The organism is Thiorhodovibrio litoralis, from assembly GCF_033954455.1.
Classification (GTDB): Bacteria; Pseudomonadota; Gammaproteobacteria; order Chromatiales; family Chromatiaceae; genus Thiorhodovibrio; species Thiorhodovibrio litoralis.
Genome location: NZ_CP121473.1, coordinates 3,413,551 through 3,430,122, shown reverse-complemented (window position 1 = coordinate 3,430,122; position 16,572 = coordinate 3,413,551). Strand labels below are relative to the sequence as shown.

Annotated in this window: 13 protein-coding genes and 1 tRNA gene; 2 read left to right on the top strand and 12 right to left on the bottom strand. The window is 60.7% G+C overall.

Going from position 1 to position 16,572, the window contains the following annotated elements; translation table 11 throughout:
* Nucleotides 1–123 precede the first annotated feature (123 nt).
* The 7 genes from Thiosp_RS15295 to Thiosp_RS15265 all read right to left on the bottom strand — a co-directional run bounded on the left by Thiosp_RS15295 (nt 124) and on the right by Thiosp_RS15265 (nt 7,254).
* Nucleotides 124–214 (bottom strand) — tRNA-Ser (locus tag Thiosp_RS15295).
* 90 nt (nt 215–304) lie between these two features.
* Entirely contained in the window at nt 305–547 is a 243-nt protein-coding gene (gene csrA, locus Thiosp_RS15290; RefSeq protein WP_201063058.1) for a carbon storage regulator CsrA, read from the bottom strand.
* Nucleotides 548–832: 285 nt separating this feature from the next.
* Nucleotides 833–2,071, bottom strand: a complete 1,239-nt coding sequence (locus Thiosp_RS15285; protein ID WP_201063057.1) for an aspartate kinase — start codon at nt 2,069–2,071, stop codon at nt 833–835.
* A 47-nt stretch (nt 2,072–2,118) separates the two neighbouring features.
* Nucleotides 2,119–4,722 (bottom strand): alanine--tRNA ligase, encoded by a 2,604-nt coding sequence (gene alaS, locus Thiosp_RS15280; RefSeq protein ID WP_201063056.1) that lies wholly within the window; start codon nt 4,720–4,722, stop codon nt 2,119–2,121.
* Nucleotides 4,723–4,789: 67 nt separating this feature from the next.
* Nucleotides 4,790–5,383: a regulatory protein RecX gene (locus tag Thiosp_RS15275; RefSeq protein ID WP_323696514.1), complete on the bottom strand. Its 594-nt coding sequence runs from the start codon at nt 5,381–5,383 to the stop codon at nt 4,790–4,792.
* Nucleotides 5,384–5,425: 42 nt separating this feature from the next.
* The gene (gene recA, locus Thiosp_RS15270) at nt 5,426–6,523 is read right to left on the bottom strand and encodes a recombinase RecA (protein WP_201063054.1); all 1,098 of its coding nucleotides are present in this window, start codon (nt 6,521–6,523) and stop codon (nt 5,426–5,428) included.
* A 194-nt stretch (nt 6,524–6,717) separates the two neighbouring features.
* Nucleotides 6,718–7,254 carry a CinA family protein gene (locus Thiosp_RS15265; RefSeq protein WP_201063053.1) on the bottom strand — a complete coding sequence of 179 codons (537 nt, stop codon included), beginning with the start codon at nt 7,252–7,254 and terminating at the stop codon, nt 6,718–6,720.
* Between the two features lie 117 nt (nt 7,255–7,371).
* Here Thiosp_RS15265 and Thiosp_RS15260 point away from each other — a divergent pair, with 117 nt between their 5' ends.
* Entirely contained in the window at nt 7,372–7,653 is a 282-nt protein-coding gene (locus Thiosp_RS15260; RefSeq protein ID WP_201063052.1) for a cupin domain-containing protein, read from the top strand.
* A 27-nt stretch (nt 7,654–7,680) separates the two neighbouring features.
* On the opposite strand, the gene Thiosp_RS15255 is transcribed toward Thiosp_RS15260, so the two are convergent.
* The 4 genes from Thiosp_RS15255 to Thiosp_RS15240 form a co-directional block, all read right to left on the bottom strand.
* Nucleotides 7,681–9,420: a putative bifunctional diguanylate cyclase/phosphodiesterase gene (locus Thiosp_RS15255; RefSeq protein ID WP_201063051.1), complete on the bottom strand. Its 1,740-nt coding sequence runs from the start codon at nt 9,418–9,420 to the stop codon at nt 7,681–7,683.
* 114 nt (nt 9,421–9,534) lie between these two features.
* Nucleotides 9,535–11,118 (bottom strand): SpoVR family protein, encoded by a 1,584-nt coding sequence (locus tag Thiosp_RS15250; protein ID WP_242518165.1) that lies wholly within the window; start codon nt 11,116–11,118, stop codon nt 9,535–9,537.
* Between the two features lie 3 nt (nt 11,119–11,121).
* Nucleotides 11,122–12,390 carry a YeaH/YhbH family protein gene (locus Thiosp_RS15245; protein WP_201063050.1) on the bottom strand — a complete coding sequence of 423 codons (1,269 nt, stop codon included), beginning with the start codon at nt 12,388–12,390 and terminating at the stop codon, nt 11,122–11,124.
* A 66-nt stretch (nt 12,391–12,456) separates the two neighbouring features.
* Nucleotides 12,457–14,379, bottom strand: coding sequence for a PrkA family serine protein kinase (locus Thiosp_RS15240; protein WP_201063049.1), 1,923 nt, complete (start codon nt 14,377–14,379; stop codon nt 12,457–12,459).
* A 373-nt stretch (nt 14,380–14,752) separates the two neighbouring features.
* Between Thiosp_RS15240 and Thiosp_RS15235 the strand changes: the two genes are divergently transcribed.
* A complete protein-coding gene (locus Thiosp_RS15235; RefSeq protein ID WP_201063048.1) occupies nt 14,753–15,244 on the top strand; it encodes a molybdenum cofactor biosynthesis protein MoaE in 492 nt (163 codons plus the stop codon).
* A 151-nt stretch (nt 15,245–15,395) separates the two neighbouring features.
* On the opposite strand, the gene lpxD is transcribed toward Thiosp_RS15235, so the two are convergent.
* Entirely contained in the window at nt 15,396–16,358 is a 963-nt protein-coding gene (gene lpxD, locus Thiosp_RS15230; protein ID WP_201063047.1) for a UDP-3-O-(3-hydroxymyristoyl)glucosamine N-acyltransferase, read from the bottom strand.
* Nucleotides 16,359–16,572 lie beyond the last annotated feature (214 nt).

Here is a 16,572-nt window from a genome sequence, read left to right as displayed (position 1 = left end):
CCGAGAAACGCGAAAACCCGATTTTCTGTCACAAACGACGTACAATGTAGTCCGCGCCTTGGGCTACAGAAAGAAGAAAAAAGCCCGCTAGACGCTTGTTCTAGTGGGCTTTTTTTTGTGTGCTGGCGGAGAGAGAGGGATTCGAACCCTCGATGGGCTGTTAACCCATACTCCCTTAGCAGGGGAGCGCCTTCAGCCACTCGGCCATCTCTCCGGGGTGGGCGCAATTGTAGCAAAGACCAGGCGCTTTGTGGCGAGCTTTTCTCGTTGGCGCGCTGGTGGAAGAGGGCGCCCGGAGCCGCTTTTAGCCTTCGTTGCTATGTTGGGTGTCAGGTAAGAGGTCGGATGGCTCGGCGCCTAGGCCTGCGTCGGGCGGGGGTGGCTGTTCCCGCTTGATACGCTCGTAGATTTCCTCACGATGCACGGCGACATCCCGGGGGGCGTTGACACCGATGCGAACTTGATTGCCCTTTACTCCCAGCACGGTGACTGTTACCTCGTCCCCGATCATGAGCGTTTCCCCGACCCGGCGGGTCAATATTAGCATTTTCGTATCTCCCTGTTATTCCTTTTAATGCATTGCGATCCCTGTCTTCCAGAGTCCGAGCCCAACGCTGGTCGCAAATATTCGGCAACGTCGTGCGTGGAGATGGGGTCGCGTGACCTTGCGGATGGCGATCAATGTTCCGCCATAACGAGTGTATCAATTGTTACAGAAATGTAATAGCTCAAAACCGCAAATTTTGGACTTCGCTGGCCATAGGCAGGCTGATTCTTCTTGTGATATTCCGGGTCGCTTTGGCGGTATGCGATGCTGGTCTTTGCCCGCGCGTCAGGCCGCCGCGGCACCAACGACCTGATCAAGCCCAAAGGCCTTATGCAGCGAACGCACGCCGAGTTCGAGGTATTTCTCGTCGACCACCACGGAGATTTTGATCTCGGAGGTTGAGATCATGCGGATGTTGATACCCTCGACCGCCAGTGCCTCGAACATGCGACTGGCGATGCCGGCATGGGAGCGCATGCCCACGCCCACCAGCGAGATTTTGACGATGGCCGGGTCGCCAAGTACCTCGCGGGCGTTCAGGCCGGCGCAGGTCTCGCGCAGAATGGCCATGGCCTTGTCGTAGTCGTTGCGGTGCACGGTGAAGGTGAAGTCGGTCGTGCGCTGATCGGCGGCGACGTTCTGCACGATCATATCGACTTCGATGTTGGCGTTTGAGACGGGGCCGAGAATGCGATGGGCGATGCCGGGTTGATCCGGCACGCCAAGAATGGTGAGTTTGGCTTCGTCGCGGGCGAAGGCAATGCCGGCGATCTGGGCGTCTTCCACAGTGTCGTCCTCGAAAGTGATCAGGGTGCCTGCGCCTTCGGTAAAGCTTGAGAGCACACGCAGGGGCACGCGGTATTTTCCGGCAAACTCGACCGCGCGAATTTGCAACACCTTGGAGCCGAGGCTGGCCATTTCAAGCATTTCCTCGAAGGTGATGCGCTCGAGCTTGCGCGCATGGGGTTCGATGCGTGGGTCAGTGGTGTAGACCCCATCGACATCGGTATAAATTTGGCACTCGTCGGCCTTGAGCGCGGCAGCCATGGCCACCGCCGAGGTATCCGAGCCGCCGCGCCCGAGGGTGGTGATATCGCCCTGTTCGTCAACGCCTTGAAAGCCGGCGACCACCACCACACGCCCGGCATCGAGATCGGCGCGCACCCGGGCGGCGTCGATGTCGCGAATGCGGGCTTTGTTATGCGCGCTGTCGGTGAGCATGTGCACCTGGGCGCCGGTGTAGGAGCGCGCCGGGCAGCCGATGGCCTCCAGCGCCATGCTGAGCAGGGCGATGGTGACCTGCTCACCGGTGGACAGCAGCACGTCGAGTTCGCGCGGGGCGGGGATGGCCTGGATGGCTTTAGCCAGTCCGAGCAGGCGGTCGGTCTCGCCAGACATGGCGGAGACCACCACGACCAGGCTATGCCCCTGGTCCGTGGCTTGTTTGACGCGGGAGGCGACATGCTGGATGCGCTCGATACTGCCGACCGAGGTGCCGCCGTATTTTTGAACGATCAGTGACATTGAAGAAGTGGTTAGTCGTTAGTGGCTAATGGGCTATTGGCAAGTGGCTAGTGGACGCGTTCGCGCACCCAGGGCTCAACCAGCGCTAGGGATGCCGGGATGGCAGCGGGGTTGTTGCCGCCGGCCTGGGCCATGTCGGGGCGGCCGCCGCCTTTACCGTCAACAGCGGCGGCGACCACTTTAATGAGGTCGCCGGCTTTGAAGCGGTCGGTCAGGTCTTTGGTGACGCCGACGATCAAGCTCGCTTTGCCGGCGTTTTCAGTCGCCAGTACCAGCACGCCAGAGCCGAGCTTGTTCTTGAGCTGATCGAGCGTGTCGCGCAGGGATTTGGGGTCGACTCCATCAAGCTTGGCGGCCAGTACCTTGACCCCGTTGATGTCGATGGCCTGATCCGCCAGCTCGGAGCCGGCGGCGCTGGCGAGCTTGCCCTTGAGTTGTTCGAGCTCTTTCTCCAGTCGGCGCGCGCGCTCGGCGAGCTGGCTGACTTTTTCATCCACATCGGCGGGCGAGCCTTTGACCAACTCGGCGATGCGTTGCAGACGGCTTTCTTCGTCCTCAACCCAGCGCAGGGCTTGCTCGCCGGCGACCGCCTCAATGCGGCGCACGCCGGAGGAAATGCCGGTCTCGGAAAGGATTTTAAAGAGCCCGATGTCGCCGACTGCGCGCACATGGGTGCCACCACAGAGTTCAACCGAGAAATCCCCCATGCGCAGCACCCGCACCTGATCGCCGTATTTCTCGCCGAACAAGGCCACGGCGCCGGAGCGCTTGGCGTCTTCGATCTCCATGATGCGGGTCTCGACCATGTGGTTGTTGCGGATCTCGCGATTGACCAGATGCTCGATGGCACGCAGCTGCTCGCGCGTGACCGGCTCGAAGTGGGAGAAGTCGAAGCGCAGCCGCTCGGAGCCGACCTGGGAGCCGCGTTGCTGGACGTGATCGCCGAGGACTGTGCGCAGGGCCGCATGCAGCAGATGGGTGGCGGAGTGATGCAGGGCGGTGGCGCTGCGGCGCTCGCCATCGACTAGGGCGCTGACCTGGTCGCCCACTTGTAGCTCGCCGCTGACCACCCGGCCGTGATGACCAATGACGCCATCGCCGTGCTTCTGGGTGTCGAGTACCTCAAAGCGGGCGTTCTCGGTCTCGATTACGCCGGTGTCGCCCACTTGGCCGCCGGACTCGGCATAGAAGGGCGTGACGTCCAGAATCAGCAGGCCGCTTTCGCCTTCGCCCAGGCTGTCGCGCTCTTCGCCGTCGCGATAGAGCGCAACCAGGGTGCCCTGGTCATCAATGCCCTCGTAGCCGGTGAAGTCCGTCTTGCCCTCAAGCTCGATCTGAGCAAAAGCGCCGCCGCCGAATTGACTGGCCGCGCGCGCGCGCGCTTTTTGCTGCGCCATCTCGGCCTCGAATGCGGCCATGTCCAGGCTCAGCCCGCGCTCACGCGCCAGATCGGCAGTGAGATCGGCCGGAAATCCGTAGGTGTCATAGAGCTTGAACACGGCCTCGCCGGGAATTTGGCCATCGCGGGCCTGGGTGGCCAGATCCTCGAACAGGCGCAGGCCAAGCTCGAGCGTATCGGCGAAGCGTTCCTCTTCAGTCCGCAGAACGCGCTCAATGGTGGCCTGCTTCTTGGCCAGCTCGGGATAGGCCTCGCCCATCTCGGCCACCAGGTGTGCGACCAGGCGATGGAAGAAAGGCTCGCGCTGGCCGAGTTGATAACCGTGGCGAATGGCGCGGCGAATGATGCGCCGCTGCACATAGCCGCGTCCCTCGTTGCCGGGGGTGACGCCGTCGATGATTAAGAAGGCGGCGGAGCGGATATGGTCAGCAATCACTCGCAGGGATTTGCTGCTGTGATCCTGACAGCCGGTGACCTCGGCGGCGGCGCGGATCAGTTTGCGGAACAGGTCGATGTCATAGTTGCTATGCACGCCTTGCGCCACCGCGGCCAAGCGTTCCAGGCCCATGCCGGTGTCGACCGAGGGATGTGGCAGCGGGGTGAGCGTGCCGCTGGCGTCGCGGTCGAACTGCATGAACACCAGGTTCCAGATCTCCACATAGCGGTCGCCGTCGGCGTCAGCCGTTCCGGGCGGGCCGCCGGGGATCTCGGGGCCGTGGTCGTAGAAGATTTCCGAGCAGGGGCCGCAGGGGCCGGTGTCGCCCATGGACCAGAAGTTGTCCTTCTCTCCGCAGCGGGAGAATCGGGTTGGGTCGACCTTCAACTCTTTCAGCCAGATGTCGGCGGCTTCATCGTCTTCGGTAAAGACCGTAACCCAAAGGCGCTCGGGCGGCAGGTGCAGCACCTTGGTTAAAAAGTCCCAGGCGTAATTGATGGCTTCGCGCTTGAAGTAGTCGCCGAAGCTAAAGTTGCCTAGCATCTCAAAGAAGGTGTGGTGTCGGGCGGTGTAGCCGACGTTTTCCAGGTCGTTGTGCTTGCCGCCGGCACGCACGCACAGCTGCGAGCTGGCGGCGCGGCTGTAGGGGCGTTTTTCGCGACCGAGAAAGGTGTCCTTAAACTGCACCATGCCAGCGTTGGTGAACAGCAAGGTTGGGTCGTTACCGGGCACCAACGGGCTGCTGGGCACCGAGGTATGTTCGTGCTGGGCGAAGTAGTCGAGAAATGCTTGGCGAAGCTCGGCGCTGCTGTTCATGATGGGGGTCGTGTGCGACTCTCGTTCGGCTTTGGGGTTCGGCGAAAGGTTCGGTCGAGCGTCAGGGTCAGAAGACATCGTCCTGGCGCAGCAGGCGGGCGATCAGATGCGACGGGAAACCGCGATATTCCAGAAAACGGGCGCGCTTTGCCAGTTCCCGTCGCTGCGCCGCTGAATGCGCGTTTGGCTGATCGCTCGTGGACTGGGCTGCGTCCGCGCCGCTGCGCTTGCGGTTGGCGCGGCACAGCAGCTCGAAGCAGGCTTCGTCATCCATCTGCAGATGGCAGTCGATCAGCGCCTCGCCAACGCCTCGTTCGAGCAACTCCGCGCGCACGCGCAATGGGCCGAAGCCTTTGTTGAGACGCTCCGCGACATAGGTTTCGACAAAGCGCTCGTCCTGTAACAGGCCCTCTTGCTCAAGCTGGTCGAGCACCTGCTGGATTTGATCTGCAGGGACTTGAACTGCCGGCATTTGATTTGTTGGGACTTGCTCTGGCGATCCGGCGCGCGCGCCGAGCTTGCGCTCAAGCTCGCGCCGGCTGTGCTCGCGCCGTCCGAGCAGGCGCAGCGCGCGCTTGCGCAGCTCGGCTGCCGGGGCTGGGTCCTGGTCGCGTTCCATCGGGGTGATAGATACGGCGGATGCGAAAACAGCGGGGCTCACGGCCAGAGTGGAGCTAAGGGATGGCGACTGGCGCGCGGGCAATCAGCTCGCCGCCTGGTCTGCGCCCTTGGCGCTCTTCGCAGGTGGTGGTTCGGCGCCGGCGGCTGTCGGTGCCGCGTTGCCTGCTGAATCCTCGCCGGCGCTATCAGTGGTCGGTAGCAGATGGGCGCGAATTTTGGCCTCGATCTCTGCGGCCATGTCTTTATTATCTTTGAGAAAATTGCGCACATTATCCTTGCCCTGGCCGATGCGGTTGCCGCTGTAGCTATACCAGGCGCCGGACTTGTCGATGATGTTGCCGGCAACACCGAGGTCGATGATCTCGCCCTCGCGCGAGATGCCTTCGCCGTAGAGGATGTCGAAAGTCACCTGCTTGAAGGGTGGGGCGACTTTGTTCTTGACCACCTTGACCTTGGTCTCGTTGCCGATCACTTCCTCGCCTTTCTTCAACGAGCCGATACGGCGGATGTCGAGCCGCACGGACGAATAAAACTTGAGCGCATTGCCACCGGTGGTGGTCTCGGGGCTGCCGAACATCACGCCGATCTTCATGCGAATCTGGTTGATGAAGATGACGATGGCGTTGGAGCGCTTGATGTTGGCCGTGAGCTTGCGCAGCGCCTGGGACATGAGCCGCGCCTGCAGGCCGACGTGGGAGTCGCCCATCTCGCCCTCGATCTCGGCCTTGGGCGTCAGTGCCGCAACGGAGTCCACCACCACCAGATCGACAGCGCCGGAGCGCACCAGCATGTCGGTAATCTCCAACGCCTGCTCGCCGGTATCGGGCTGGGAGACCAACAGCTCTTCCATGTTCACGCCGAGCTTCTCGGCATATTGCGGATCGAGCGCATGCTCGGCATCGACGAAGGCCGCAGTGCCACCGGTTTTTTGCGTCTCGGCGACCACGTGTAGCGTCAGGGTCGTCTTGCCGGAGGACTCCGGGCCGTAGATCTCGACAACGCGGCCGCGCGGCAGACCGCCGATACCAAGGGCTACGTCCAGGCTCAGTGAACCGGTGGAGACGGTCTCGATATTGCGCACGGCACCGGCGTCGCCCATGCGCATAACCGAGCCCTTGCCGAATTGCTTTTCGATCTGGCCCAGCGCGGCGGCAAGGGCCTTCTTGCGGTTGTCGTCCATTGTCTCTCCGAGTCGGTGCGGTGCGCGCCTGAGTGTGCCAGTTTTAGTCTGCCAGCTGAGTGTGACAGTTGAATATGCCGGTGAAAATGCCGTTGGATATACTGGCGCCGCGGTCGGTTCGAGGCGGGGCGCGAGTCGATAGGGGCAAGATTATCACACAGGCCGGCGGAACTCGTCACCGCGCGCCCTGGCATTTAAGGGGAAACGGGGCGCTCGCTCAAATGATCGCAGATGTCGCACAGGCGCGAGAGGCTGTGCTGCACCGTCTGACGCCGGATATGGTCGCGGTCGCCGATAAAGTGGCAGGTCTCGACCTGCGGCGGCTGACCCCGTGCCAGGCGCTCGCGATCCATCCAGGCGCAGCAGACGGTGCCGACGGGCGTTGCCGGGCTGCCGCCGCCTGGCCCGGCCACTCCGGTCACGGCAATGCTGATCGCGGCCGGGCTGTGGCTCAGCACGGCGTTGGCCATGGCCGCAGCGACTGCCTCGCTGACGATGCCAGCATCATCGAGCAGCGCGCGTGGCAGGCCGAGCATTTCCTGCTTGGCCAGCGGGCTGTAGGTGACAAAGGCGCGGTCGAACCAGGCGCTGCTGCCCGGAATCTCGGTGCAGACCTTGGCGATATAGCCGCCGGTCAGGGACTCGGCCGTCGCGAGTGTCCAGCCGCGGGCGGTGAGTCGCTCGCCCGCCGCTGCCGCGAGCTGATTAAGCTGTGCATCGGTCACTGACATCTTGCCTGAGACTCCGCGCGCGCCCATTATGATTTGCAAGCTAGGTTTTTCTGGCGATCATAAGCCGAAATCCCATGCCGTTCAGGCAAAACGGAATGACGGAGGAACAACCCAACCATGTCCGATCAAGATATTCTGTGCGAGCGCAAGCCCTCACCGGCCAAGCTGGAGGTGCTCGGCATCGAGCAATGGCCCATCTGGCGCAAGGAGCCTTCCACCTTCGATTGGGAGTATGACCAGGCAGAGACCTGCTACATTCTTCGCGGTCGTTTTAAGGTGACGCCGGAAGGCGGCGAGCCGCAAGAGTTCGGCCGCGGCGACCTGATCACCTTTCCCGTCGGCATGCGCTGCACCTGGGAGATTACCGAGGCGGTCGAGAAGCATTATGACTTTGGTTAAGGCTCTGGTCCCGGGTACCCCTGAAGATCAATCCGCCTCTGTGAGCAGTGTCAAAATGTGACCGCTCTGCAACAGGGCTTCGATGTCCTCGACCGGCTGCGGTCTGGACAGCCCGAAGCCCTGGGCAAGATCGCAGCCGTGCTGGCGCAGAAAATCGAACTGAGCCTTGGTCTCGATGCCCTCTGCAATCACCTCAAGCTCCAGGCTTTTGCCGATTTGCACAATGGTCTTTAGCAAGGCCTCGGACTTGCGCGAGCCGCCGACCGTGCTGACAAAAGAGCGGTCGACCTTCATCGCATGGAAGGGGAAGGCCTGCAGATAGGTCAGGGCGCTGTATCCGGTGCCGAAGTCATCCAGCGCGATGCGCACGCCCATGGTATCGAGCTGGCTCAGCAACTGATGGGTGCCGGGAAAGTCCTCGATCAGCAGGCTTTCGGTCACTTCCAGCTCCAACTGATGCGGCGGAATGCGGTAGCGCTTGAGCGCGTTCTTGATCTGCTCGAGCAGATTGTTGCTCTGGAACTGCCGCGGCGACAGGTTGATGGCAATGCGCAGTGCCGATTGCTCGGGCAGGGTGTCGAGCCATCGGCGTGCCTGGGCGCAAGCCTGGTCGATGATCCATTCCCCGGCGGGGATGATGAGCCCGGTTTCCTCAAGCAGCGGGATGAACTGCACAGGCGGCACCACGCCACGGGTTGGATGATTCCAGCGCAGCAGTGCCTCAAGCCCCGCGATGCGCCCGTCGGTCAGGGCGACCTGGGGCTGGTAGACGAGGAAGAACTCCTCGCGCTCGAGCGCGCGATGGAGTTCCGTCTCCAGTTGGATTTGCTCGCGCACCTGGGCATCCGTGTTGGCGTCGGCAAAGGCGTAGGCCAAATCGGCCTGCACGCGGGCACGGGTCAGCGCCGAGTCGGCGCCGGCAAGCAGTTCGCGGGCGCTGCGGCCATCCTTCGGAAACAGGGATGCACCGATATGTGCCGTGGGTCGCAGCTCGGTATCGTCAATCTGCAGCGGAAGATGCAGGTCATCAAGCAGGTGCTGCAGACGATCTGCCAGGTTGCTGAGGTGACTGGTATCCAGGCCCAGCAGCACAATGAGAAAGCGGGCGCCTTCGATCCGGCCGACAATGGACTGGTTCTTCGGCAGCATCTTCAGGATGCGTTCCTTGAACTCGCGCAGAAAGCGGTCGCCCGCCTCGTGTCCCAGGCTCTGATTGATGCGGTCGAAGCGCTGCAGTGCCAGCAGCAGCACGGCGATGGGCTCGTCCTGGCTGCTGCCGAGCTGATCCTCAAGCAGGCGGATGCTGTAGTCGCGGTTGGGCAGGCCAGTCAGGTTGTCGTAATTGGAGTAAAAGCGCAGGCGTTCTTCCTCGGCCTGGCGCAGCGCCAGCATGTTCTCGATGCGCACCAGAAGCTCGGCACGGTCGAACGGCTTGGTGAGAAAGTCCCGCGCGCCGCCCTGCAAGGCCTGCAGCCGCGAGGGCTGGTCGCTCTGGGCGGTCAGTATCACCACCGGCGGGCACTCGTGCGCAAACTGCGTCTTGAGTTGCTCCAACACCCCAAAGCCGTCGATATGCGGCATGTTGAGGTCAAGCAGCACCACGCCCGGGCGATGGCGCTCGGCCAGTGGCAGGGCCTCGCGCGAGTCATTGGTGGTCACGACAGAGCTATACCCTGCTTTCGACAAAATCTTGTCCAGCACCTTGGTGTTGGTCGGTTCGTCGTCGACCACCAGAATGCAATGGGAAAGCAGGGGGTTGGATGCCATAGGCACGTTGGCTCCGTTAGAGTGTCCGCGCTGGAGTTTTCGCGTCTTGCCAGTATATCTAAAGCCGCCGAGTTTGCGAAGTCGCGGCCAGGGATGTCATGACGAGAGCGCTGTTTAAACTTCGGCCACCAAGTGGGTATGACCGTCTTCCTCAACCGCCTCGAGCCGCACGTCGAACCCCCATAGCCGGCGGATATGCCGCAGCACCTCGACTGCGCCGTCGTCCTCGAGCGGGCGGCGATTGTAGCGGTAATGGCGCAAGGTCAGGGAGCGGTCGCCGCGGGTTTCTACTTGGTAAACCTGGATATTGGGCTCGCGGCTGCCGAGATTGTACTGATCGGCCAGCGCCTTGCGCAGCGCGCGGTAGCCGGCTTCTTCGTGGATAGCGGTGATTTCCAGCTCATCGTCACGGTCATCGTCGCGCACTGCAAATAGGCGAAACTCGCGCATCAAGTGCGGAGACAGGTACTGGGCGATAAAGCTCTCATCCTTGAAATTGCGCATCGCGAAGTCTAGCACCTTAATCCAGTCCTGGCCGGCAAAATCCGGAAACCAGTAGCGGTCCTCGTCGGTCGGCTGCTCGCAGATGCGGCGAATGTCGCGCATCATTGCAAAGCCGAGTGCGTAGGGGTTGATGCCCGAATAATGGCGCGAGTCGAACGGCGGTTGGTAGATCACATTGGTGTGGGACTGCAGGATTTCGATCATGAAGCCGTCGTTGATCAGTCCTTTTTCGTACAGCCGGTTGAGCAATGTGTAGTGCCAGAAGGTGGCCCAGCCCTCGTTCATCACCTGGGTCTGGCGCTGGGGGTAGAAATACTGACCGATCTTGCGCACGATGCGCACCACCTCCCGTTGCCAGGGCTCAAGCAAGGGTGCGTTCTTTTCGATGAAATAGAGCAGATTCTCCTGCGGCTCAGAGGGGAAGCGACGTTCTTCCTCCTCAGTGACGGCATCTGGCGCCACCGGCAGGGTGCGCCACAGATCATTCACCTGGGCTTGCAGATAGGCCTCGCGCTCATGCTGGCGCTTTTTCTCTTCTGCCATAGAGAGTGGCGACGGGCGCTTGTAGCGGTCGACGCCGTAGTTCATCAGCGCATGGCAGGAATCCAATAGCAGCTCGACTTCTTCGTGGCCATGGCGCTCCTCGCACTCGGAGATATAGGCGCGGGCGAAGACCAGATAGTCGATGATGGCATCGGCATTGGTCCAGGTACGAAAAAGGTAGTTGCCCTTGAAGAAGCTATTGTGCCCATAGCTGGCATGAGCAATCACCAGCGCCTGCATCGGCAGGGTGTTTTCCTCCATCAGATAGGCGATGCACGGGTCGGAATTGATCACGATCTCGTAGGCTAGCCCCATCTGCCCGCGCCGGTAGGTCTGTTCGGTGGCGACGAACTGCTTGCCGAATGACCAATGGTTGTAGTTGATTGGCAGCCCGACCGATGAATAGGCGTCGATCATCTGCTCTGAGGAGATGACCTCGATCTGATTGGCATAGGTATCGAGGTTGAATTCGTTGTGCGCGATCTCGCCGATTTCCTTATCGAATCGCTCGAGCACCGTGAAGTTCCATTCTGAGGAGGTGGAGATGAAGCGGTTGGAGCCATCATCTGCGGTGGTTTTGGGCTTGCTGTCTTCTGCCCGGACAGCGGTGTGAGCTTCTGGCTGATCATCCGGGTGGGAATGCGTGCTCATGGCTCAGGCCTCCTGCTTTTTGAACAGCTCCCGGAAGACCGGAAAAATATCCTCGGCTCCGCCGATTTCTTCCATCGCGAAATGCGGATGGGCGGCTTTCACGTCCTGGTAGGCATACCACAGGCTTTGGTGCTGGCGTGGGGTGATTTCGACGTATGCGAAATAGCGCATCAGCGGCATGAGTCGGTCGGTCATCAGGTCGCGGCAGATGGTCGAGTCCGAATCCCAGTTATCCCCGTCTGAGGCTTGAGCGGCATAGATGTTCCATTGGTTGGAATCATAGCGTTCGGAAATAATGTCGTGCGCCAGGCTGAGCGCGCTGCTGACCACGGTGCCGCCGGTCTCACGCGAATAGAAAAACTCCTGTTCGTCGACTTCCTGCGCAATGGTATGGTGGCGAATAAAAACCACCTCAATCTTGTCGTAATTGCGCTGCAAAAACAGATATAACAGAATAAAAAACCGCTTGGCCAGATTCTTGCGCATCTGATCCATCGACCCTGACACATCCATGATGCAGACCATCACCGCCTTGCTGGTCGGCTGGGGCTCGCGGGTAAAGGCCTGATAGCGAAGATCGAAGGTATCGATGAAGGGCAGGGCGGCGATGCGCGCGCGCGCCCGTTCAATCTCCTCGCGCAGCGCGACCACGCGCGGGTCTTCCTCATCGGCGCCGGTGGCGAGCAGCGCCTCAAGCTCGCGCTCAAGCTCGCGAATGCGTCCGCGATAAGGGGCGCCGAGCGCGGTACGCCGCGCAATGGCCCCTCTCAGCGAGCGCACCACGTCGATGTTGCTGGGCGCACCGCTGGTGGTATAGCCGGCCCGCACGCTCTTGAACTCGGTGGTGCCGAGCAATTGGTTGCGCACCAGATTCGGCAACTCGAGATCGTCAAATAACAAGTCCATGAACTCTTCTCGCGAGAGCTCGAAGACAAAATCATCCTCGCCGCGCCCATCTCGGCTCGCGCGCCCCGAGCCCTGGCCGCCTCCGCCGCCTTCCGGTCGCGGCACCCGATCACCAGCGGCGAACTCCTTGTTACCCGGGTGAATCTGCTCGCGCTCCCCGCCGGAACCGTGATGGAACACCGGTTCCGAGAGATCCTTCGACGGGATGCCAACCTTCTCGCCAGCGTCGATGTCGGTGATACTGCGCCGGTTTACGGCATCCGAGACCGAGCGCTTGAGCTGCTCCTTATAGCGCTTAAGAAAGCGCTGGCGATTGACAGCGCTTTTGTTCTTCGACGAATGACGACGGTCGATAAAATGCGACATGCGCTTGCAGAAGTCGTTAGTGGTTAGTTGTCAGTGATCAGTTGTTAGTCAATGCGCAAAGCGAGGCTATTGCGCCTTGCGCACGCGCAGATACCATTCGGACAGCAGTCGTACCTGTTTGGGCGTGTAGCCTTTCTCCACCATGCGGTCGACAAATTGCTCGTGCTTTTTCTTTTCATCGGCGGATGCCTTGGTGTTGAAGGAGATTACCGGCAACAATTCCTCGGTGTTGGAGAACATCTTCTTCTCGATCACCACGCGCAGCTTTTCGTAGCTGGTCCAGCGCGGGTTGGAGCCCTTGTTGTTGGCCCGCGCGCGCAGCACAAAGTTGACGATCTCATTACGGAAGTCTTTCGGGTTGGAAATGCCCGCGGGTTTTTCGATCTTCTCGAGTTCCTCGTTCAGCGCGCCGCGGTTCATCATCTCGCCAGTGTCCGGGTCGCGGTATTCCTGATCCTGAATCCAGAAATCAGCATAGGTCACGTAGCGGTCGAAGATATTCTGACCATACTCGGCATAGGACTCCAGATAAGCTGTTTGCAATTCTTTGCCGATGAATTCCGCATAGCGCGGCGCCAGGTATTGCTTCAAAAAGCCAAGGTAGCGATCCTGAATCTCCGGCTGCAGATGCTCACGAATGATCTGGCGCTCCAGCACATAGAGCAGATGCACCGGGTTGGCGGCCACCTCGGTGTGGTCGAAGTTGAACACCTGTGACAGAATCTTGAAAGCAAAGCGGGTGGAAATACCCGACATGCCTTCATCGACGCCGGCATAGTCGCGATACTCCTGCACCGATTTGGCCTTAGGGTCGGTATCCTTCAGATTCTCGCCGTCGTAGACGCGCATTTTGGAGAAAATACTGGAGTTCTCCGGCTCCTTCATTCGCGTCAGCGCCGAGAACTGCGACATCATCTCAAGCGTACCAGGCGCGCAGGGCGCCTCGCTCAGTGAACTGTTGCGCAGCAGTTTCTGATAAATCTGCTTCTCTTCCGTTACCCGCAGGCAATAGGGCACCTTCACGATATAAACGCGATCAAGAAAGGCCTCGTTATTCTTGTTGTTACGGAACGTCTGCCATTCCGATTCATTACTGTGCGCGAGAATGATTCCCTGGAAGGGCAGGGCGGACAGGCCCTCGGTCGGATTGTAGTTGCCCTCCTGAGTGGCCGTGAGCAGCGGGTGCAGCACCTTGATCGGCGCCTTGAACATCTCGACGAATTCCATCACGCCTTGATTGGCCCGACAGAGCGCACCGGAGTAGGCATAGGCATCGGCATCGTTCTGCGCGAAATGCTCCAGCTTGCGGATGTCCACCTTGCCGACCAGCGAGGAGATGTCCTGATTGTTCTCATCACCCGGCTCGGTTTTGGCGATGGCCACCTGCTCAAGAATCGACGGATAGAGCTTGACCACCTTAAATTTGGTAATGTCGCCGTTGTATTCCTGCAGGCGTTTCACCGCCCAGGGCGACATGATGGTGCGCAGATAGCGCACGGGGATGCCGTAGTCTTCTTCGAGAATCGCCCCGTCCTCTTCCGGCGAGAACAGGCTCAATGGCGACTCGAATACTGGCGACCCTTTTATGGCATAAAAAGGCACCTGCTCCATCAACTCCTTGAGCTTTTCGGCCAGCGATGACTTGCCGCCGCCCACCGGGCCAAGCAGGTAGAGAATCTGCTTGCGCTCCTCAAGTCCCTGGGCTGCGTGCTTGAGGTAGGACACCAGCTGCTCGATGGCCTCCTCCATGCCAAAGAAATCGCCAAACGCCGGATAGCGCCGGATCACCTTGTTTTGAAAGATGCGGCTCAGGCGCAGATCGTCGTGGGTGTCGACCAGCTCCGGCTCGCCAATCGCGTTCAGCAGCCGCTCGGGCGCGCCGGCATAGGTCAGCGGATCGCGCTTGCACAGCTCCAGGTACTCGTTCAGCGTCATTTCCTCTTCGCGAGAGGATTCGTACCTTGCCTGGTAACGCTCGAAAATCGACATCGATAGAACCTCTTGGATCGATCAGCAGTTATCGACTCAAACAAATCTCAGTATAGTGGCGATGCCGGCACAGCGTGCATGGCGCCAGATGCCCGGCTGCAGACTGTGCGGCCGTTCTCAACAAATGACTTGGGGGCTCCGGCGCGGTCTCTCGACCCCGGCGGGCGGATTTGCTGTAGACCCTTTCTGACCGAGCCTAACAGCTTCGCGCCAGGATATCCGGATCGCCTCGCCTGACCAAGGCGTCCCGTCTTAGAGTGGAGGCGCCGGTCAGGGTTCAAAGAGGCAATCTCGACCGCCCCGCGAACCAAGCGACCGATTGAATTTATACCACCGCCGCTATCACTGCCGCCCCGCCAAGACGGAGATGCCCATGTTTGAGGTGCGCGTTCAGCAACAACCCCTGGTCCCCGAGACCGAGCAGCGCCAACTGCGCCGCCAGCAGCCAGGGCTCGGCGCACTGGTCAGCTTCACCGGCATCATGCGCGACTTCTCCGACGGCAACCCGGTCAGCGAAATGCTGCTCGAGCACTACCCCGGCATGACCGACAGCGTCCTGCGCCAACTCATGGACCAGGCCCGCACCCGCTGGCCGTTGCGCACCGGCCTCATCGTCCATCGCGTCGGCCGACTGCACCCCGAAGACCCCATCGTCCTCGTCGCTACGGGCAGCATGCACCGCACCGAAGCCTTCCGCGCCTGCGAATTCCTGATCGACGCCCTCAAAACCCAAGCCCCCCTGTGGAAGCGCGAAACCACCCAACAGGGCCCCCGATGGGTCGCCGCCCGCGAGCACGACACCCAAGCCGCTGATCGCTGGGATACTGAACACCGGGATGCTGAAAACCGGGATCAGGCCGAATGAGTTTCCCCGCTCATTGTGCCGAGGGCTATCGCACAATCAGTTTGCGCAAAGCGACACCGAAAGATATTCGCTGCTATGCACGTCCCGTCCGAATCCGGGCGAGCGGACCCGATCTTTAGTCGTCGCTTTTCGACCTGGACCTGGTGGCTTCTCATGCTGCCGATGATTTCACAAAGCGCGCCAGCTTGGCCTGGAGCTTGAGCCAGAGTTTGTGCTCCATCTGGGGGAAGCCGGCGTAGGTTTTGCCGGGCTCGGTGTTTTTGGTCAGCCCGCCGCGGGCGGCGACGGTGGTGAAGTCGGCGATAGTGATGTGGCCGACGGCGCCGCATTGGGCTGCCATTACGACGTTTTTCCCGATTGTCGTGGAGCCGGCGATGCCGGTCTGGCCGGCGATGATGGTCCGCTCTCCGACGACGACGTTGTGGGAGATATGGACCAGATTGTCGATCTTGGTTCCGGTTTTTATGATGGTGGAGTTAAAGGTCGCCCGGTCAATGGAGGTGTTGGAGCCGATCTCGACATCGTCCTCGATGATGACATTTCCCAGTTGTTCGATCTTGACGTGCTGCCCCCTGCTGGTGTGGGCGTAGCCGAAGCCGTCACTGCCGATCACGGTGTTGGCGTGGATGATGCAGTTGTTCCCGATGTGGCAGCTGTGGTAGACGACGACATTGGGGTGGATGATCGTATTCTCGCCGATAGTGACGCCATCGCCGAGGTAGGCGCCTGGCATGATGCGACTGTTCTTCCCGACGGTTACTGGGCAGCCGAGGTTGGCTCCTTGATGGATGATGGCGTCTGGGTGGATGGCATTGTCGCTGCTTTCCGGGTGGCCGAGTTCTTTTCTAAAAAGAACGCTGGCATAAGCCATGGTGAGCTCGGGGTCTTCGACGACGATGGGAATGCTCGCGTTGTTGAGCAGATCCTTTATCTTCTCGGTGACGAAAACGGCGCCGGCCTGCGTCGTCTGCAGGTGATTGGCGTATTTGTCACTCATGGCGTAGGAAAGGTGAGCCGGCGTGGCATCCGTGAGTGTCGTAATGCCGTCGATGTTGATATCGTCGGTCAGGGTCATGTCCAGCGACAGTGCGTTGAGGATTTGGCTGAGTTTCATGGGGTGACTTTACGGTGGGGATGCGCCTGCGGATGCCGGCATGGGAGATGTGTGATGGCGCTCGCTGACGGCAGCGCAGAGAACTGCTGGCTGTTTGGGTTGGTTGGCAGATTTCATCTCGCGAGGTCTCGCTTGCAAGTTCGCGGTGAGAGCGGAAACTGTGCATCATACCCGGCTGGTCTTCGCCGGGAACTGCCAGCTAACTTGCGTTTCG